This is a genomic window from Sulfurivirga sp. (genome assembly GCF_015490265.1).
Taxonomy (GTDB): domain Bacteria; phylum Pseudomonadota; class Gammaproteobacteria; order Thiomicrospirales; family Thiomicrospiraceae; genus Sulfurivirga.
Genome location: NZ_WFYD01000031.1, coordinates 1 through 18,648 on the forward strand (window position 1 = coordinate 1; position 18,648 = coordinate 18,648).

The window sequence follows — 18,648 nt, forward strand, 5'->3', positions numbered from 1 at the left end:
CCACCGCCATGGTGCTGTTCAACTACTGCCCGCTGGCGCGCCTGCTGGTGCTGCTCTATCCGTTCAACCGCTCGGAGCCCTTTTCCGCCGCGCTGGTGCGCCGGGTGATACTCACACCACCGGTCAAGGGCTCCATTCGGCAAACAGACACGAAAAATCCGTAAGATAGACACACATACGCGGAGGGACCGACATGAAACGCTACGGGCTGCACACACTGTTCATCTGGCTGCTGCTGGCGCTGGGCGCTGCACTGGCCGCGGAAGATCCCATCGATGTCAACCAGGCCTTCCAGTTCGAAGGGGTGACGGTAGACAACGGCCAGCCGGTGGTGCGCTGGCGCATCGCCGACGGCTACTATCTCTACCAGAAGCGTTTCAGCTTCAGGGCGGACAAGGGCGCCGTCACACCGGACTTTCCCCCGCCGGACATCAAGGACGACCCCATCTTCGGCAAGACGCCCGTCTATCACAAAGAGGTGGCCATCCCCCTGAAGATCGAAGGGGCCAGCGGTCCGGTCAGGCTGACCGTCAAATATCAGGGCTGCTGGGAAGGCGGCGTGTGCTACCCGCCCCAGACGCGCACCGTCACCGTCGAACTGCCACAGTCCGCCACCCCGGCCCAGAACGACGCCAACCCGCTGGCGGCGCTGGAAAAGCTCATCACGCCGCAGGACGCGCAGGACGGCCCGCTGCCGGTGGAGCAGGCCTTCCGCTTCACCAGCAAGCGCGAGGGCAACCGCCTGATCCTCGACTGGACCATCGCGCCGAAATACTACCTCTACCGGGACAGAATCAAGCTGGTGCCCCGCGGCGAGCTCAAGCTGGGCGATTTCACCCTGCCGCCGGCGGATACCAAGGATGACCCCATCTTCGGCAAGACGCAGGTGTATCACAACCGCCTCACGCTCACCGTGCCGGTGGAAGGCAGCGGCACGGTGACGGTGAAGTACCAGGGCTGCTGGGAAGGCGGCGTGTGCTACCCGCCGCAGGAAAAGCAGCTTACCGTCAAGGCAAAAACATCACCGACGCCCTCCGCACAGGGTGAAACGGCGGCACAGCCCGGCAGCGAATCACACGCCCCGACCGGCGCAACCGGAACCGCACCTGCCGCACAATCTGAAGCGGCCGCACCCGCCCAGTCCGATACCGACCGCATCACCGACGCCTTGAAACACAGCGGCTTCTGGGCGGTGATCGGCCTGTTCTTCGTCTTCGGCCTGCTGCTGGCCTTCACCCCCTGCGTCTTCCCCATGGTGCCGATTCTCTCCAGCATCATTGTCGGACAGGGCGAGCAGATGAACGCCCGCAAGGGCTTCGTGCTGTCGCTCACCTACGTGCTGGCCATGGCGCTGGCCTACACCGCCGCCGGCGTCATCGCCGGGCTGTTTGGCGCCAACCTGCAGGCGGCACTGCAGAACCCGTGGGTGCTAGGTACCTTCGCGCTGGTGTTCGTGGCACTGGCGCTGTCCATGTTCGGCTTCTATGAACTGCAGCTGCCCGCCGGCCTGCAGACGCGCATCAACGCCCTGGCCAACCGTCAGCAGGGGGGCACCCTCACCGGCGTGGCCATCATGGGCGTGCTCTCGGCGCTGATCGTCGGTCCGTGCGTGGCACCGCCGCTGGCCGGCGCCCTCATCTACATCGGCCAGACGGGCGATGCAGTGCTGGGCGGCGCGGCGCTGTTCGCCATGGCCATGGGCATGGGTCTGCCGCTGATCGTGGCCGGCACGCTGGGGGCCAAATACCTGCCCCGCGCCGGCGGCTGGATGGACAGCGTCAAGGCCGTCTTCGGCGTGGTCATGCTGGGGCTGGCGCTGTGGATCGCCGAGCGCATCCTGCCCGACTGGCTCACCGTGCTGCTGGCGGCGCTGCTGATCATCACCTCCGCCATCTACATGGGCGCCCTCGAGCCGGTGGACGGGAAATCCGGCTGGTGGAAGCTGTGGAAGGGGCTCGGTTTCGCCCTGCTGGTGTGGGGCGTGCTGCTGCTGGTGGGGCTGGCGCGCGGCACGCCGGATCTGCTCACGCCGCTCAAGGGGCTGAACGGCGGCTCGACAGCCACGACCACCGCCCAGCCCGGGCACTTCGAGTTCCAGCGCATCAATTCGCTGGATGAGCTGAAAGCGCAGCTGGGCAAGGGCAAACCCGTGCTGCTGGACTTCTACGCCGACTGGTGCGTCTCCTGCAAGGAGATGGAGCGCTTCACCTTCTCCGATCCGCAGGTGCAGGCGCTGATGAAGCGGTTCGTCGCCCTGCAGGCGGACGTGACCGCCAACCGCCCGGAACACAAGGCGCTGATGAAGGCGCTGGGGGTCATCGGCCCGCCGGCGATTCTGTTCTTCGACCCGCAGGGCAGGGAGATCCGCGCCCTGCGCGTGGTGGGCACCAAGTCGCCGGAGGCGTTCGCCGCCATCCTGCGCCAGGCGCTGGGCCAGCGCTGAGGCCGCACGGCAACGGGGTCTCCCCCATTTTTACAGGCACCGTTTTTCCGCCCGCCGGGAAAACGGTGTTTTTTCGTTCATTTCACGGCATTTTCCCGCATTTTCATGACAAAAAGACTAAAATAGCCGTAAATTCACGCGGAACGGATCCATCATGCGCAGACTGCTGGTGCTCAACGGCCCCAACCTGAACCTGCTCGGCATGCGCGAGCCGGACAAGTACGGCGACATGACGCTGGCCGAGATCGTGGAGCAGCTGGAGAACCTGGCCGACGCCTATCAGGTGCGGCTGGACCACTTCCAGAGCAACTCGGAGGCCGAGCTGATCGCGCGCGTGCACGCGGCCTTCGAGGACGGCACGGATTTCATCATCATCAATCCGGCCGCCTTCACCCACACCTCCGTGGCGCTGCGCGACGCGCTGGCGGCGGTGCGCATTCCGTTCATCGAGGTGCACATCAGCAACGTCTATCAGCGCGAGCCGTTCCGCAAGCACAGCTATTTTTCCGACCTGGCCCGGGGGGTGATCGCCGGGCTGGGGCCCCAGGGCTACCTGCTGGCCCTGCAGGCCGCCGTCGAACAGATGAAACCCTGAGAAGAGGATACTTGCATGGATCTGCGTTCCATCCGCAAACTGCTGGAAATCGTCCAGTCCCACGACATTGCCGAAATCGAAATCAAGGAAGGCGACACCAATATCCGCATCACCAAGCAGAAGGAGCCGGTGGTGATGCAGGCGCCGGCCCAGCAGGTGGTGCAGGCCGCCCCCGCTGCCGCCCCGGCACCGGCGGCCACCGCGCCCGCCGCTGACAGCTCCGCCCCCGTGCCGGCGAAGAATGACGCCGCCGAGGAAAGCGGCTATGTGGTCAAGTCTCCCATGGTGGGCACCTTCTACGCCGCCCCGGCGCCGGACGCCGACCCCTTCGTGCAGGTGGGCGACCATGTGAGCGTGGGCGACACCCTGTGCATCATCGAGGCGATGAAGATCATGAACCCCATTGAGGCGGAAGTCTCCGGCACCATCAAGAAGATTCTGGTGCAGAACGCCGAGCCGGTGGAGTTCGGCCAGCCGCTGTTTGTCATCGAACAGGATTAAGCCACCATGATCGAGAAAGTGCTGATCGCCAACCGTGGCGAAATCGCCCTGCGGGTGCTGCGCGCCTGCCGCGAAATGGGCATCCGCACCGTCGCCGTCCACTCCGAGGCTGACCGGGACCTCAAGCACGTGCTGATGGCGGACGAGTCCGTGTGCATCGGCCCGGCGCCCTCCACAGACAGCTACCTCAACCAGCCGGCCATCATCGCCGCGGCGGAAGTAACCGACGCCGAGGCCATCCATCCCGGCTACGGCTTCCTGTCGGAAAACGCCGACTTCGCCGAGAAGGTGGAAAACTCCGGCTTCATCTTCATCGGTCCGAAGCCGGAGACCATCCGTCTGATGGGCGACAAGGTCTCCGCCATCAAGGCCATGCAGGCGGCGGGCGTGCCCACCGTGCCCGGCTCCGGCGGCCCGCTGGGCGATGACGACGAGGAAAACAAGCGCATCGCCCGCGAGATCGGCTATCCCGTGATCATCAAGGCCTCCGGCGGCGGTGGCGGGCGCGGCATGCGCGTAGTGCACACCGAATCCAACCTGATCAAGGCCATCCAGATGACCAAGACCGAGGCGGCGGCCGCCTTCGGCAACGCCGAGGTCTACATGGAAAAGTTCCTCGAGAACCCGCGCCATATCGAAATTCAGGTGCTGGCCGACGGTCAGGGCAACGCCATTCATCTGGGCGAGCGGGACTGCTCCATGCAGCGCCGCCACCAGAAGGTGGTGGAAGAGGCCCCTGCGCCCGGCATCACCGAGGAGCAGCGCCAGCGCATCGGCGAGGCCTGTGTCAAGGCATGTCTGGATATTGGCTACCGGGGTGCCGGCACCTTCGAGTTCCTGTATGAGAATGGCGAGTTCTACTTCATCGAGATGAACACCCGCCTGCAGGTGGAGCACCCGGTCACCGAACAGGTCACCGGCATCGACCTGGTGCGCGCCCAGATCGAGATCGCCATGGGCAAGCCGCTGTCCATCCGTCAGGAGGACGTGCAGCTGCGCGGGCACGCCATCGAGTGTCGCATCAACGCCGAGAACCCGGCGAAGAACTTCATGCCCTCGCCGGGCAAGATCGAGCGTCTGCACCTGCCGGGCGGCCCCGGCGTGCGCTGGGACAGCCACATCTACACCGGCTACACCGTCCCGCCCCACTACGACTCCATGATCGGCAAGCTGATCACCTGGGGCGAGAACCGTGATGTCGCCATCGCCCGCATGCAGCACGCGCTCAACGAGCTGGTCATCCTCGGCATCGACACCAACATTCACCTGCAGCGGGAGATCATGGCCGACGGCGGCTTCCGCGAGGGCGGCCAGAACATCCACTATCTGGAACACCGCCTCGAACATCTCATCTGACTCCAGCGCCCCTCGGGGCGCTTTTCTTTTCCTGTACCGCAAAAGTAATTACAATGTAATTTCGCTCTATCGGAAATGAAGCGCCATGCAGGTCAAACTCATCACCATTGGCAATTCCAAAGGCATTCGCATTCCCAAGCCCATCCTGCAACAGGTGGGCTGGGAGGACAGCGCAGAGCTGGAAGTGCGGGGTGACAGCATCATTCTGCGCCCCAGCCGGCCACCGCGGGCCGGCTGGGAGGACGCCTTCCGCAAGCATCCTCCTGCGCCCCTGTCCGAAGAAGAACAGGCCTGGCTGGAAGTGGAGGAGGATGACCTCTGGAAGCAGGATGAAACATGGTGAGCCGTTTCGACATCTGGCTGGTGGCGCTGGATCCCGTCATCGGTTCCGAAATTGCCAAGACACGCCCCTGTGTGATCCTTTCACCGGATGAAATGAACCGATACCTCAATACGGTCATCGCCGCCCCCATGACACGCACCTGCAAGCAGTGGCCCACGCGGCAACCCATCGTGTTTGCAGAAAAAGAAGGCGAAATCGCCCTTGATCAGCTGCGCACGCTGTCCAAAAAACGACTGATCAGAAAGCTGGGCCACCTGCCGGAACACTTTCAGGACCCTCTTCTTGCCCGCCTTCGGGAAATGTTCTCATGAGCTGGATACAGATCACCACCACCGTGCCCGAAGCGCTGGTCGAGCCGCTCTCCGAAGCCCTGATGGCCGCGGGTGCCCTGTCGGTCACTCAGGCCGAAGGCGGACAGGATGAAATCTTCGAGCCGGAGCTGGGCACCACGCCCCTGTGGACGGACACCCGCGTCACCGGCCTGTTCGAGGCGGACACCGACGGGCAGGCGGTGGTGCGTCGGGTGGTGGCCGCACTGCCTCAGCTCCCGTCTGACCAGTTCAAGGTGGAGATTCTCGAGGACAAGGACTGGGTGCGTGCCTGGATGGACCAGTTCCAGCCCATGCGTTTCGGTCGTCGGCTGTGGATCGTGCCCAGCTGGTGCGAGCCGCCACAGCCCGATGCAGTCAACCTCCTGCTGGACCCCGGCATGGCCTTCGGCACCGGCACCCACCCCACCACGGCCATGTGCCTGGAATGGCTGGACGCCCATCCCCCGGCTGGACAACGGGTCATCGACTATGGCACCGGCTCCGGCGTGCTGGCCATCGCCGCCGCCAGACTGGGCGCTTCCGCCGTGCACGGCACCGATATCGATCCGCAGGCCATCACCGCCAGCCGGGCCAACGCGGAACGCAATGGGGTGGCGCTGGACCTGCGGCTGGTGCAGGACTTCGAGGCCGACCCGCCTCCCCCTGCCGATCTGGTCATGGCCAACATCCTCTCCGGCCCGTTGCAGCAGCTGGCGCCCACCCTGTGCGGGCACCTGCGCCACGGCGGCTCGCTGATCCTCTCCGGCCTGCTGACTGAACAGGCCCAGTCCCTGATCGACACCTACCGTGCCCACGGCGTGCGTCTGACGCCGGCCGAAACCCGGGACGGCTGGGCGCTGCTGGCAGGAGAAAGGCTTGGCTGAGCTCACGCTTGAAATCACCGGCCTGACCCACGATGGTCGCGGCGTGGGCCGGCATGAGGGCCGTGCCGTGTTCGTGATCGGCGCCGTGCCGGGCGATGTGGTGCGCGCCCGGGAAAGCGGACGCCGGCGGCGCCTCATCGAAGCCTGTCTGGTGGACGTGGTGCGGCCCTCGCCCGATCGCGCCACGCCCTTCTGCCCTCACTACGGGCACTGCGGCGGCTGCCAGCTGCAGCATCTTTCCCCCGCCGCTCAGCGTCACTGGAAGCAGCACAACCTGCGCATGAACCTGGCGCGTCACTGGAATGTGGAAGACATCGACTGGCCTGCGCCCGTCACCGGCCCGGACACCGGCTACCGCCGCCGTGCCCGCTTTCACGGCCAGCGCAACAGAGGCACGGCCCTGCTGGGCTTCCGGGCCCGCAGCAGCCATGCCATCGTGGACATCGACAGCTGCCCGCTGCTGGAAGCACCGCTCAATGCCGCCTGGCAGGTGCGACGCGAGCAACTGAAGGACACACTGGGCCGCAAACCGCAGCAGTGGACCGGCGTGGCTGCGGACAATGGCGTCTTCTGGTCTGACGAAGAGACGGAACAACGCCCCTTCTATACGCTGGACGATCTACGGCTGCACTTTGCACCGGCCGGCTTCATTCAGGCCAACCGCCACATCAATGAACAGATGGTGCATCAGGCGCTGGCATGGCTCGCGCCTCGCGCCGGGGATCAGGTTCTGGACCTCTTCTGCGGCATTGGCAACTTCTCCCTGCCGCTGGCACGCCGGGCCGGCATGGTCACCGGTGTAGAAGGAGTGGCGCAGTCTGTGGAGCTTGCCCGCTTCAACGCCGACGCCAACGGCCTGAAAAACACCCGTTTCGAAATCGCCAACCTGTTTGAACCGCCGCAGAACCAGCGCTGGTCAGAAGCCCCCTGTGATCTGGTGCTGCTGGATCCGGGGCGTGACGGTGCCGAGGCCGTGTGTCGCTGGCTCAAGCCCAAACCGGCACGGCGCGTGGTGTATGTCTCATGCAATCCGGCCACCTTCGTGCGCGACAGCGTGCACCTGCGTGACAACGGCTGGCGCCTGCTGCGGGTGCAGCTGCTGGACATGTTCCAACACACGCTGCATACGGAAGTCATGGCCCTGTTCGAGCCGGCCTGACACAAGGCTGAAGTCTGGACTGGCCGCTCTCACCCTCCAGTGAACACGAGTGCACCAAAGGGGCTCAACAGCCGGATCAGGCGCATGGTTTCCGGAACATATGGAGCGGGCCCTTCTGAAAATTCGAGCGGCTTTCCTTGAGCAGTTGCAACGAGCCCGAAAGAAAAAAGGCGCCCGCAGGCGCCTTGTCCTCATGCCTGTCTCGGGCGGAGCTTACAGCGGCTTTTTGAAGCTGAACATGCCGCGAATGTCACCCGGCCTGAAACCGGTGGCCGCATCCTCGGGATAGTAGGCACGGATCTTCTCCATGATGGGTCGGGCCACATGCTCGCCATGGCAGACCACGCACACCTTGCCGGTGGGAATGGCCTTGGCGTAGCGGAACACCTTCCGGCCGTTCTCCTCCACCACCGCGCCATACTCCAGCGTCTTCGGATCGGCCCCCTTGGCCTTCAGCTGCTCGAAGCGCGCTAGCACCTGCTTCTCCCAAGCATCCGGCGCATTGTGCGGATTGCGCACCTTCAGGCTGGTGCGCTTGAGCTGCCAGCCGGTCTGCTGCGACAGATGCGCGGTGATCTCCGGTGCCTTCCTGTGGCACACGTCAATGGCGTGCACAGGGCCGCCCGCCTTCATCGCCTTTTTCAGCTCCGGCTTGAGCGTGCCGAGAAACTGTTTTGCGATCTTGCGTCCTTCCTGTTTGAGCGCGTCCACATCCGCCGTCTGTGCCGTGGCCACCGGCAGCCACGCCGCCAGCAGCACACCTGTAGCCAGTCGTTTCATGCCCTGCATCTCCATTCCTCCTTATGCAGCCATAACCATGGCTTATTATGGGATCAGAACGCGCCAACCTCAAGCAGCATGCATCAAGCAGGTTTTGAAGGCCCTGGCCATGCTTTCCACTATAATTTCGCCTCATGAGCACAGAGAGCGTCGGACTGGTCAGACCGCAGACCCTGCATGTGAGCGAGCCGCTGAAGACCGTCAGCGGCGCGGTCATTCCCGAATACGATCTGGTCTATGAAACCTACGGCCAGCTCAACGACGACCGCTCCAACGCCATCCTCATCTGCCACGCCCTCTCCGGCAACCACCATGTGGCCGGCTATTACGAAGGGGACGAAAAGCCCGGCTGGTGGGAGGCCTATGTGGGTCCCGGCAAGCCCATCGATACCAATCGCTTCTTTGTCGTCGGCGTCAACAATCTGGGCGGCTGCCACGGCTCCACCGGCCCGGCCTCCATCAACCCGGCCACAGGCAAGCCCTGGGGGCCGGATTTTCCCATCGTCACCGTGCCGGACTGGATCGTCAGCCAGAACAAACTGCGCGAGCACCTGGGCATCGAACAGTGGGCCGCCGTGGTCGGCGGCTCCCTGGGCGGCATGCAGGTGCTGCAGTGGGCCATCGACTGTCCCGACCGGCTGCGCCATGCGGTGGTCATCGCCGCCGCCCCGCGCCTGTCGGCCCAGAACATCGCCTTCAACGAGGTGGCCCGCCAGGCCATCATGTCCGACCCGGACTTCCACGGCGGACGCTATCTGGAACATGGCGTCATCCCCAAGCGCGGACTGGCGCTGGCACGCATGCTGGGGCACCTGACCTACCTGTCCGACGACCTGATGGGCAAGAAGTTCGGCCGCGAGCTGCGCGACACGCTCAAATACAGCTTTGATGTGGAGTTTCAGGTGGAGAGCTATCTGCGCTATCAGGGCGAGAAGTTCGCCACCAAGCAGAAGTTCGACGCCAACACCTATCTTCTGATGACCAAGGCGCTGGACTACTTCGACCCCTCCGCCCCCTACGACCATGACCTGAGCAAGGCCATGGCACGGGTGCAGGCCGGCTTCATGGTCATCTCCTTCACCTCCGACTGGCGTTTCAGCCCGGAGCGCAGCGAGGAGATCGTGCGCGCCCTGCTGGACAATGACAAGAATGTCTCCTACGCCGAGATCGAATCCCAGCACGGCCACGACGCCTTCCTGCTGCCCAACCCCATCTACGAAGGCGTCTTCTCCGCCTACATGAACCGTGTCGCATCGGAGGTGGGCGCATGAGCCTGAACACCGACCGCCTGCTCTCACCGGAATTCCAGCTCATCTCCAGCTGGATCGAGCCAGGCAGCCGCGTGCTCGACCTGGGCTGCGGCGACGGCACCCTGATGGCCCATCTGCAGGAGTCCCGCGACTGCTCCGGCTACGGCATGGAGCTGGATCCCAACCTGGTCATCGCCGCCATCGAGAACGGCATCAATGTCATTCAGGCCAACCTGAACAAGAAGTCCCTGCTGGACTACTTCGACGCCGACAGCTTCGACTATGTGATCATGACCCAGGCGCTGCAGGTGGTGGACCGCCCCGACCAGCTGCTGGAGGAGATGCTCACCATCGGCAAGCAGAGCATCGTCACCTTCCCCAACTTCGGCTTCTGGAAGAACCGCGTGCAGCTGATGTTCTCCGGCCGCATGCCGGAGACCGAGGTGCTGCCCTACCACTGGTACGACACCCCCAACATCCACATGTGCACCTTCCGCGACTTCGAGTCCCTGTGCGAGCAGAAGGGCATCGAGGTGGTGCGCCGCGCCGTGGTCAACCAGCAGCATGAGACCACCCTCGGCATGAAGCTGCTGCCCAATCTGCTGGGCGAGATCGCCCTCTATCAGATCCGCCGCAAGAGCGAACGGGCCTGACAAGCGCGGCACCGCGGGGAGGCATCGACCCGCACCGCCCATATCCCCGCGCACATGCCCGCCCTCGAACCGACAGCCCTTGCCAACCGCCTTCTTGACCTCGATCAAATAAAAATCATTCTTATTTGCCTTTCCGCAGCCAGTCTGTCTATAATGCGCGCAAACGAAAATGATTCTCAATGAGGGCCGCCATGGACGCGCAGGACAAACTCAAGCAGATACCCGTCTCTCCCCTGTGTGCGCTGGACGAGTGTCCGGAAGGCAGCGAGTGCGAGATCTGCCGGCTCAACGGCGAGGCCGCCGAGCGCCTGCGCCTGCTCAACCTGGGCTTCCGCGAGCGCGGCACCCTGAAGCTGGTGCAGGTGCGCAACAACCATTACATCGTCTCCGTGGACGGCAGCCGATTCGCCCTCTCCCGCGAGCTGGCGCGCAACATCTGCGTCCAGCCCCACGACACCAGCGCCTGATTTCCCATGAAAAGCTGCTGCGACACCGCCGCCCCGCCGGTTCAGCCCGTGCGCGGGCGCGTCACCCTCGCCCTGATCGGCCAGCCCAACTGCGGCAAGACCACCCTGTTCAATCGTCTCACCGGCACCCACCAGACCACCGGCAACTGGCCCGGCGTCACCGTTGAGCGCAAGCAGGGGGAGATGACCTTCGGCGACCGGCCCGCCACGCTGGTGGATCTGCCCGGCGTCTATTCGCTGCTGGACGACCCCCATGGCGGCCTGGATGAACAGATCGCGCGCGACTTCCTCACCTGCCAGCCGGTGGACCTGGTCATCAACGTGGTGGACGCCACCGCCCTTGAGCGCCAGCTCTACCTCACCCTGCAACTGCTGCACATGGGCCTGCCTGTGGTGGTGGCCCTCAACCGGGTGGACCTGCTCAAACAGCGCCGGCTGGACATCGACGTGGAGGCGTTGTCTGAGGCGCTCGGCTGCCCGGTGGTGCCCATCTCCGCCTACCACAACGAAGGCATCGACACCCTGTGTGCCACCCTGTCCGAGCGCCTCAACCGCCGCTGTCCCATGACCTTCCGCCTGCCGGAAGCGCTGCAACAGGCGGTGGCCCGGCTGGCGCCCGCAGCGCAGGGACCTGTGGAAACCTGCTGGCAGGCGCTGCAATGGCTGCTGGACCCGGATCATGCGCCCGACACCCTGCGCCAGCAGGCCCGGGCTCTGCGCCGGGACGTGGAAAACGCCCTCGGCGACGAACTGCCGCTGCTGGTGGCCGACCTCTACACCACCCGCGCCCATGAGATCACCCAACGGGCGCTGCGCCGGCTCGACCGGCTCGACCGCACCGCCACCGACCGCATCGACCGCTGGGTGCTTCATCCATGGCTGGGCGTGCCACTGTTTCTGCTGATCATGTATCTGGTCTTCTCCCTGTCGGTCAACCTGGGCAACGGCTTCGTGGACGCCTTCGACGGCACCGCTCAGGCGCTGTTCGTGGACGGCCTCGGCCAGCTGCTGCGCAGCCTGCACGCCCCCGACTGGCTCATTGCCGTGCTGGCCGACGGTGTAGGCGGCGGCCTGCAGGTGGTCGCCAGCTTCATTCCCGTGATCGCCTTTCTGTTCCTGTTCCTCTCCCTGCTGGAAGAGACCGGCTACATGCAGCGGGCCGCGCTGCTGATGGACCGGGTGTTCGGCAGACTGGGCCTGTCCGGTCAGGCGTTCGTGCCGCTGGTGGTGGGGTTCGGCTGCAATGTGCCGGCGGTGATGGCCAGCCGCACCCTGCCCGACCTGCGCGACCGCATCGTCACCATCCTGATGACACCGTTCATGTCCTGCTCGGCGCGTCTGACCGTGTATGTGCTCTTCGCCAGCGCCTTCTTCCCCGAGCACGGGGGGCTGCTGATCTTCCTGCTCTACCTGATCGGCATTGGTGCGGCGGTGGTCACGGCCCTGCTGCTCAAGCACACCCTGCTTCCGGGCGAGCAGAAGCCGCTGCTGCTGGAGCTGCCCGCCTACCACAGGCCCACGCCGGTGAACCTGCTGCTCAACGTGCGCAACAAGCTGCGCGGCTTCGTGGTGGACGCCGGCAAGGTGATCGTCATGGTTGTGCTGGTGCTCAACCTGCTCAACAGCCTGGGCACCGACGGCACCTTCGGCCATCAGGACAGCGCCGACTCGGTGCTCAGCGCCACCGGCCGGGCACTCACACCTGTAGTGGAGCCGCTGGGCGTGACGGAGGAGAACTGGCCCGCCACCGTGGGCCTGTTCACCGGCCTGCTGGCCAAGGAGGTGGTCGTCGGCACGCTGGACGCCCTCTACAAGGCGCGCCTCGGCGTCAATGAAGGTGATCAGGCGCAGGCATCCGGCCTGCCGGATCAGATTGGCGAAGCCTGGGCCACGGTGCCAGCCTACTTCTCCCAGTTTGGCCATGCGCTGCTTGATCCGCTGGGACTGGGCGACCTGCTCGGCGCCAGTGCCGAGGAACTGGGCGTGCACCGCACCACCCTGCAGCAGATGACAGAACTGTTCGACGGCACGGTGGGCGCCTTCGCCTATCTGCTGCTGGTGCTGCTCTACTTCCCCTGCGTGGCTACTTTCGCCGCCATCAAGCAGGAGCTGGGCTGGCGCTGGGCGCTATTTGCCGGCGGCTGGAGCCTGTTTCTCGGCTATACCGTGTCGGTGGCCTTCTATCAGGCGGCCACCCTGCCGCGCCATCCGGACACCAGCCTCATGTGGCTGGTGGGCATCGGCACCGCATGGCTGACGGTATATGTGTTGCTGCGGCAGGCGGGCCAGCGGCACCGCCTGCTGCGGACGGCGACCTGATGGTCGCACACTCTGCGAGGGCATGAAATGCTGCGGGAAATCAAGGCCTACATCCGCCAGCGGGAACAGGTCAGCGCGCAGCAGATTGCCGACCGCTTCGATGTGGATGTTGAGACGGTGACGGCGTGGATGACCCATCTGATCCGCCAGGGGCAGGTGCAGAAGATCGACGCGCCCGCCTGCAGCACATCCGGCTGTGGCGACTGCGCCGCCACAGGCCCCGGCGCGGTGCTCTACCGCTGGCTGCCGCGGCGCTACCGTCCGCTCGATGTGCCGGTGGACAGCCGCTGAACGACTGAAACTGTCAGGCCGGCAGACCCGGAAAGTGCGGGCACTGCGCCATGGTGTCTTCCAGCTCCCGCCGCTGCACGAACAGCGTGATCAGCTTCTGCTTGGCCGCCGGCAGCCACTCGAAATCCACCCCCACCCGCCATGCGGGCTGGTGATCAGAGAATTCCCGCACGAACACCACCTTGCCATGGGCGGCTACCAGGGTGTCCAGCCGCATGTAGACATTGAGCCGCTCCAGCTGTGACCAGGGACCGTCCACCCATACACCGATGCCGCCGGCGCTCAGGTTGACGGTGCACACCGGCCAGTCCCGGACCCGGGCGCGGTAGGCATAGAACTCCTTCAGGCGCTGCAGCACCTTGAGCCAGCCATTGTAGAGCTTCTCGATCAGCAGGATGGTATCCGCCACCAGATTGCCCTTGTGGGCGACCCGGTCCAGGTTCTTGACATAGACACTGTGATCGAAAGGCTCTACAGGATTGAGCGGAAAGACGAACAGGTTGTCCTCGGCCAGCTCAATCACGCCCCGGATCTCCCGCACCGTCTGCATCAGACGATCCAATAGCGCCAGCAGCAGCACGCCGATCTTGCTGCCACGCATCTTTTCCACCGCGGCACGATCGATCTTCTCATGCTCGCGCATGCGGTAGTTGTAGGTGGGATCTTCGGTGGGGTTCCTGTTCTCGGCCAGCTTGTCCAGCAGAAAGGCGATCAGATCCAGCGGACGCACCAGCTGATAGAGCACATAGACCGAATTGGGGCTCTGCTTGCCCAGGCGGTCAATGGCGTTCTCCAGCTCCTGACGCAGCCCTTCGAGAAAGAAGCGCTCATTGTTGGGCAGGAAGTTCTGCTCAGACAGCCCGATGGGCTGACCTTCCTCGTCCAGCCTTTCCAGGAAGATGGGAATATCCACGTCATAGCGCAGAAAGCGCCGCAGATTGGCCATCAGCAGTTCTCCAGCATTCGGTTGATCCAGTCATTGAGCATTGCCACCTCTTCCGGACAGACGGCGTGCCCCATGGGCCAGACATGCCAGTCCACCCGGGCGCCAGCCACCTCCAGCCGCTCGGCCGCGTCCCGTGCCAGCGGCAGCGGCACGATCTCATCCAGCGCGCCATGCCCCATGAACACCCGCAAACGGTTGGGTGCTACCGCCAGCGGATACCAGGTGGACAGCGCCAGCACACCAAGCGGTGCCGGCACATGACGCAATGCCGCGTGCAGCGCCACCAGCCCACCCTGGGAGAAGCCGGCCAGCAGCAGCGGCAGGTTCTGTTCCAAACCCAGCGCCGCCACCTGACGGGCCGAGGCCTCAATGCCCACCTCATCCACCTGAGCGTCCAGCTGCGGAGAGGCGATATCGAACCAGGCGCGCATGGACAGGCCGCCGTTGATCGTTACCGGTCGCACGGGGGCATGGGGCAGCACGAAACGCACCGGTGCGGACAGGCGCAACTGCGCCACCAGCGGCTCGAAGTCGTGGCCGTCGGCCCCCAGCCCATGCAGCCACACGCAGGCGGCCACGGGATCGGGGCCAGTTTCCACTATAATGGGCGGCTCATTCACGGAGCGTCTCCCATGCGCATGAAAGCATTTCAGTTTACCCTGATTCTCGTGCTGCTGGGCGGGCTGGCCGCCTGTGGCAAGAAGGGGCCGCTCTATCTGCCCGATCCACCTGAAAAAGCGACGCCGACACACCATGACGACGCCTGACCGTTTTGCCGCCTTCCCGTGGCGGAACCACGTCCTCCATGCAGAATCCGTGCCACTTTCACAGCTGGCCGACACCTATGGCACACCGCTGTATGTCTATTCGGAAACCAGGCTGCGGGAGAACTACCGCGCCTTTGACCGGGCCTTCGGCCACCAGCCCCACCAGGTGTGCTACGCGGTCAAGACCAACAGCAACCTGTCGGTGCTGCGAGCGCTGGCCGAGGAAGGCGCCGGTTTCGACATTGTCTCGGTCGGCGAGCTGGAACGGGTGCTGGCCGCTGGAGGAAAGCCCGGCAAGGTGGTCTTCTCCGGTGTGGCCAAGCGGGTGGACGAAATCGAACGGGCGCTGGAGGCAGGTATCCGCTGCCTGAACGTGGAATCCCGCGCCGAGCTGGAACGCATCGCCGAGGTGGCCACCGCCCATGGCACACGCGCACCCGTCTCCCTGCGGGTCAACCCCGATGTGGACGCCGGCACCCACCCTTACATCTCCACCGGGCTGAAGGAGAACAAATTCGGCATTCCCATCGAGGAGGCGGACGCCCTCTACCGCTGGGCCGCGGAACAGCCGTCGCTCAAAGTCACCGGCATCGACTGCCACATCGGCTCCCAGCTGACCGAACTCGCGCCCTTTCAGGCGGCCATCGAGCGGGTGCTGGCGCTGAAGACGCGGCTGGAAGCCGATGGCATTACCATCGGCCATCTGGATCTCGGTGGCGGGCTGGGCGTGCAATACCGTGATGAGACGCCACCGGCCATCGGGGACTATGTGCGCACGCTGGTGGAGACGGTGGCCGACCCGCAGGTGGAGATCCTCATCGAGCCGGGCCGGGCCATCGCCGCCAATGCAGGCGTGCTGCTCACCCGGGTGGAATATCTCAAGGACAATGAGGCCCGTCACTTCGCCATCGTGGACGCGGCCATGAACGACCTGATCCGCCCCGCGCTGTATCAGGCGTGGCAGGACATCGTGCCGGTGACACCGCGCGAGGATGGCGTGGAGGCCGAGTGGGACATTGTCGGCCCCGTGTGCGAGACGGGGGACTTTCTCGGCAAGGGACGCCGCCTCAACCTGAAGGCGGGCGACCTGCTGGCGGTGATGAGCGCCGGGGCCTACGGTTTCACCATGGCCAGCAACTACAACACCCGCCCGCGCGCGGCGGAGGTGATGGTGCGTGGCGACACCCACCGGCTGATCCGCCCGCGGGAGACGTGGCAGGACCTGTTCGGCAGCGAGGCCGCCTGCCTGTCAGATAGAGACTGAAAGCGCCAACCAGATGGCCTGATGAAATGCGTCCGAACCGAGGTGTGACGCCGGCAGGACACGCAGATGGATCAACCTGAAAGAACGGCCTACCCACCACCCTGAGGGTCAGATGTGCGGTGCGACGGCGGCATGGCGATGACCGCTCAGCGCCGCGCCAGCTGTACCGGCTCGGTATGACGCAGGGCCAGCTGCCAATCGCGACCGTCGAAACGCCACCAGCGCTCCTGCCAGCCACGGGCCGTGCGCCAGCCGCTCCACCACAGCCCCGCCTCACCCGGATAGCGCGCCAGCGGCGCCCCTTGCGGCAGCTGGCGCGCCAGCGCAGTCAGCTGCGTGGACGGAAGAGGCTCCACCCGCTTGAGGTCATCCACCAGCAGCACCGGCGTGCCCAGCGGCAGACGATAGACCTCATGCAGCGCCTCCACCGCGTCGTTGTTGAGCACCACGCATCCCTTGCTGGAGCGGGGCGGGCGCACATAGAGGCCTGGCGGCGTGCCGTGCAGCCAGATGCCGGAGCCGGTGCGACCGAGCATGCGGTCCCAGGCGTTGGGATAGTTGAGCGGCAGGGCACCCGCGCCATACAGCGGCGGCAGCTTCTCGTCCGGCAACCAGTCCACGATGCGGTAGATGCCTACCGGCGTGCGCCGGTCGCCCCGACGCTGCTTGCCGTAGCCCTTCTGACCGATGCTGACGAAGACATCCTCCACCACCTGCAGATGGCCGTTGCGGTTGCGCAGCAGATAGAGGCGCGAGCCGGTCATGTCCACCACCACCCACCAGGGCTGGCGCCCGGGGCGCAGGATCCACTGGTGCAGACGACGGTGGATCTTCTCCTCCTGCTGGTGGTGCTGCCAGCGCAGGCGCGCCTCCTGCGTCAGGGCCTCGATCAGCGCGCCATGGCGCTGCTGCAGCTGATGCAGCAGGGGGGTGTCGCCCGCCAGCCAGGCATTGAGTTGCAGGGCCAGCAGCTGCCCCAGACGGTAGTCCGGATACTGGAGGCGCAGGGCCTCCACCGCTTTCAGGGCGGTGTCAGCGTCCGCCGCCCGAATGGCCGAAAGCGCCCTGAGCACCAGCGGCTCCGGCCCCGGATCCAGCCGGGGCTGGGCCGACGCCGCAACGGACAGCAGCATCGCGAACAACCCGATGATCAGGCGGATGCTCACTTGAGCACTTCCTCCCGGGCAATGCGCCAGTGGCCGTCCGGCCCCTTCCGCCACAACAGCTTCTTGCGCACGGTATCCTGGAAGTGGTCGTTGCGATAGTGCTGCACGAAGGTGGTCTCGACCAACGCCGGAGAGAGGCGGCGAATCTGCACATCGCTGAGCCTCACCTCGATGAACTTCGGTCGTCTCAGGCGCAGGCGGCGCTGCGCCTTCCAGGCGTTGTGGCTCAGGCCGCTGAGCGGTCGGAAGCCCGGCGCATAGAGCGCGAGATAGCTGTCCACGTCCTGTGCGGACCAGGCGCTGCGCCAGCGCTCAAGCGCCGCACGCACGGCAGCGATGTCCGCCTGCGGATTGACCTGCTGCTGCGCCGCCTTCTTCGGCGAGAGCAGGTCGTCATAGGCAGCGCGCGCCTGCTGCATGCGCAGCTGCTTGAGCTCGCTCCAGATTTCAGCCTCAGGCTGGCGCTGCTTCAGGGCCTGCTCGAAGGCGTCGGCCGCCTCGTTGACGCGGCCCATGGCCGCCAGCACCCGCGCCCGCTCCAGCCACCAGCGCTGGGGCGGAAGCACCTCTTTCCATGTGTCCAGCCAGTCGAGGGCTTCTTCCCAGCGCCCCTGCGCCTTGAGCGTCTGCAGCGGCCCGAAGGGGTCACGGGCGACGGGGCCTCCCCCATTTTTGGCAGGTGCGGCGCCGACCGCGGCGGAAAATGCCAGAAAAACGCCCAGAAAAGCCGCCTTGAACAGGGTTTTCATCTCTCAGGTTCCTCCAATACGCACCAGACCGGCCCGCAGGGTCTTGAGCTGGTCGCGCAGCTGCGCCGCCTTCTCGAACTCCAGATCGCGCGCGGCGGCGTACATCTCCTTTTCCAGCTTCTTCATCAGCCGGGCGGCCTCGCCGGGGCTGAGCCGTTCCAGATCATATTCACCGGCCGGCTCGGCCACCTGCTGTCCCTTGCGGGTGGCGCGCGGCGCGTAGGGCGAGTCTTCCAGAATGTCGCCCACCTTCTTGTTGAGCCCGCGCGGGGTGATGCCGTGGGCGCTATTGTAGGCCATCTGCTTTTCGCGCCTGCGTTCTGTCTCGTCGATGGCGCGGCGCATGGAGTCGGTGATCTGGTCGGCATACAGAATGGCACGCCCATGGGGATTGCGCGCGGCGC

Annotated in this window: 21 protein-coding genes; 15 read left to right on the plus strand and 6 right to left on the minus strand. The window is 65.3% G+C overall.

Going from position 1 to position 18,648, the window contains the following annotated elements; all coding sequences use genetic code 11:
- Nucleotides 1-193: 193 nt before the first annotated feature.
- From F8K16_RS02315 to F8K16_RS02350, 8 genes are all read left to right on the plus strand, one after another.
- A complete protein-coding gene (locus tag F8K16_RS02315) occupies nucleotides 194-2,443 on the plus strand; it encodes a protein-disulfide reductase DsbD (protein ID WP_294946388.1) in 2,250 nt (749 codons plus the stop codon).
- Between the two features lie 154 nt (nucleotides 2,444-2,597).
- On the plus strand, nucleotides 2,598-3,038 hold the full coding sequence (aroQ, locus tag F8K16_RS02320) for a type II 3-dehydroquinate dehydratase (RefSeq protein WP_294946390.1): 441 nt from the start codon (nucleotides 2,598-2,600) through the stop codon (nucleotides 3,036-3,038).
- A 15-nt stretch (nucleotides 3,039-3,053) separates the two neighbouring features.
- Entirely contained in the window at nucleotides 3,054-3,539 is a 486-nt protein-coding gene (gene accB, locus F8K16_RS02325) for an acetyl-CoA carboxylase biotin carboxyl carrier protein (RefSeq protein WP_294946393.1), read from the plus strand.
- Nucleotides 3,540-3,545: 6 nt separating this feature from the next.
- A complete protein-coding gene (gene accC / locus F8K16_RS02330; protein WP_294946396.1) occupies nucleotides 3,546-4,895 on the plus strand; it encodes an acetyl-CoA carboxylase biotin carboxylase subunit in 1,350 nt (449 codons plus the stop codon).
- Between the two features lie 85 nt (nucleotides 4,896-4,980).
- Nucleotides 4,981-5,238, plus strand: coding sequence for an AbrB/MazE/SpoVT family DNA-binding domain-containing protein (locus F8K16_RS02335; RefSeq protein ID WP_294946399.1), 258 nt, complete (start codon nucleotides 4,981-4,983; stop codon nucleotides 5,236-5,238).
- Complete coding sequence (locus tag F8K16_RS02340; RefSeq protein ID WP_294946402.1) at nucleotides 5,232-5,549, plus strand: type II toxin-antitoxin system PemK/MazF family toxin; 318 nt, start codon at nucleotides 5,232-5,234, stop codon at nucleotides 5,547-5,549. Before F8K16_RS02335 ends, F8K16_RS02340 begins: the two co-directional genes overlap by 7 nt.
- A complete protein-coding gene (gene prmA, locus F8K16_RS02345; protein ID WP_294946406.1) occupies nucleotides 5,546-6,433 on the plus strand; it encodes a 50S ribosomal protein L11 methyltransferase in 888 nt (295 codons plus the stop codon). Before F8K16_RS02340 ends, prmA begins: the two co-directional genes overlap by 4 nt.
- Nucleotides 6,426-7,592 carry a methyltransferase domain-containing protein gene (locus tag F8K16_RS02350; protein WP_294946408.1) on the plus strand — a complete coding sequence of 389 codons (1,167 nt, stop codon included), beginning with the start codon at nucleotides 6,426-6,428 and terminating at the stop codon, nucleotides 7,590-7,592. Before prmA ends, F8K16_RS02350 begins: the two co-directional genes overlap by 8 nt.
- Before the next feature lie 213 nt (nucleotides 7,593-7,805).
- On the opposite strand, the gene F8K16_RS02355 is transcribed toward F8K16_RS02350, so the two are convergent.
- Nucleotides 7,806-8,381: a DUF3365 domain-containing protein gene (locus F8K16_RS02355; RefSeq protein WP_294946411.1), complete on the minus strand. Its 576-nt coding sequence runs from the start codon at nucleotides 8,379-8,381 to the stop codon at nucleotides 7,806-7,808.
- Nucleotides 8,382-8,506: 125 nt separating this feature from the next.
- On the opposite strand from F8K16_RS02355, the gene F8K16_RS02360 reads away from it, so the two are divergent.
- The 5 genes from F8K16_RS02360 (at nucleotide 8,507) to F8K16_RS02380 (ending at nucleotide 13,352) form a co-directional block, all read left to right on the plus strand.
- Nucleotides 8,507-9,643, plus strand: a complete 1,137-nt coding sequence (locus tag F8K16_RS02360) for a homoserine O-acetyltransferase (protein ID WP_294946414.1) — start codon at nucleotides 8,507-8,509, stop codon at nucleotides 9,641-9,643.
- Entirely contained in the window at nucleotides 9,640-10,275 is a 636-nt protein-coding gene (metW, locus tag F8K16_RS02365) for a methionine biosynthesis protein MetW (RefSeq protein WP_294946417.1), read from the plus strand. Before F8K16_RS02360 ends, metW begins: the two co-directional genes overlap by 4 nt.
- A gap of 191 nt (nucleotides 10,276-10,466) precedes the next feature.
- The gene (locus F8K16_RS02370; RefSeq protein ID WP_294946419.1) at nucleotides 10,467-10,742 is read left to right on the plus strand and encodes a FeoA family protein; all 276 of its coding nucleotides are present in this window, start codon (nucleotides 10,467-10,469) and stop codon (nucleotides 10,740-10,742) included.
- A gap of 6 nt (nucleotides 10,743-10,748) precedes the next feature.
- Nucleotides 10,749-13,061, plus strand: a complete 2,313-nt coding sequence (feoB, locus tag F8K16_RS02375) for a Fe(2+) transporter permease subunit FeoB (protein WP_294946421.1) — start codon at nucleotides 10,749-10,751, stop codon at nucleotides 13,059-13,061.
- Nucleotides 13,062-13,088: 27 nt separating this feature from the next.
- Complete coding sequence (locus tag F8K16_RS02380; RefSeq protein WP_294946423.1) at nucleotides 13,089-13,352, plus strand: FeoC-like transcriptional regulator; 264 nt, start codon at nucleotides 13,089-13,091, stop codon at nucleotides 13,350-13,352.
- A gap of 13 nt (nucleotides 13,353-13,365) precedes the next feature.
- On the opposite strand, the gene F8K16_RS02385 is transcribed toward F8K16_RS02380, so the two are convergent.
- Complete coding sequence (locus F8K16_RS02385; RefSeq protein ID WP_294946426.1) at nucleotides 13,366-14,298, minus strand: PilZ domain-containing protein; 933 nt, start codon at nucleotides 14,296-14,298, stop codon at nucleotides 13,366-13,368.
- Entirely contained in the window at nucleotides 14,298-14,918 is a 621-nt protein-coding gene (locus F8K16_RS02390) for a carboxylesterase (RefSeq protein WP_294946430.1), read from the minus strand. The genes F8K16_RS02385 and F8K16_RS02390 overlap by 1 nt, the downstream gene beginning before the upstream one ends.
- A gap of 12 nt (nucleotides 14,919-14,930) precedes the next feature.
- Between F8K16_RS02390 and F8K16_RS02395 the strand changes: the two genes are divergently transcribed.
- Together F8K16_RS02395 and lysA are read left to right on the plus strand one after the other, a co-directional pair.
- The gene (locus tag F8K16_RS02395) at nucleotides 14,931-15,065 is read left to right on the plus strand and encodes a lipoprotein (protein ID WP_294946432.1); all 135 of its coding nucleotides are present in this window, start codon (nucleotides 14,931-14,933) and stop codon (nucleotides 15,063-15,065) included.
- On the plus strand, nucleotides 15,052-16,329 hold the full coding sequence (lysA, locus tag F8K16_RS02400; RefSeq protein ID WP_294946435.1) for a diaminopimelate decarboxylase: 1,278 nt from the start codon (nucleotides 15,052-15,054) through the stop codon (nucleotides 16,327-16,329). Before F8K16_RS02395 ends, lysA begins: the two co-directional genes overlap by 14 nt.
- A gap of 146 nt (nucleotides 16,330-16,475) precedes the next feature.
- On the opposite strand, the gene F8K16_RS02405 is transcribed toward lysA, so the two are convergent.
- The 3 genes from F8K16_RS02405 to F8K16_RS02415 all read right to left on the minus strand — a co-directional run.
- Complete coding sequence (locus tag F8K16_RS02405) at nucleotides 16,476-17,495, minus strand: L,D-transpeptidase family protein (RefSeq protein WP_294946438.1); 1,020 nt, start codon at nucleotides 17,493-17,495, stop codon at nucleotides 16,476-16,478.
- Complete coding sequence (locus F8K16_RS02410) at nucleotides 17,492-18,244, minus strand: nuclear transport factor 2 family protein (RefSeq protein WP_294946440.1); 753 nt, start codon at nucleotides 18,242-18,244, stop codon at nucleotides 17,492-17,494. Before F8K16_RS02410 ends, F8K16_RS02405 begins: the two co-directional genes overlap by 4 nt.
- A gap of 3 nt (nucleotides 18,245-18,247) precedes the next feature.
- Nucleotides 18,248-18,648, minus strand: a 401-nt coding sequence (locus F8K16_RS02415) for a UvrB/UvrC motif-containing protein (RefSeq protein WP_294946443.1), incomplete at its 5' end; no start/stop codon positions are given.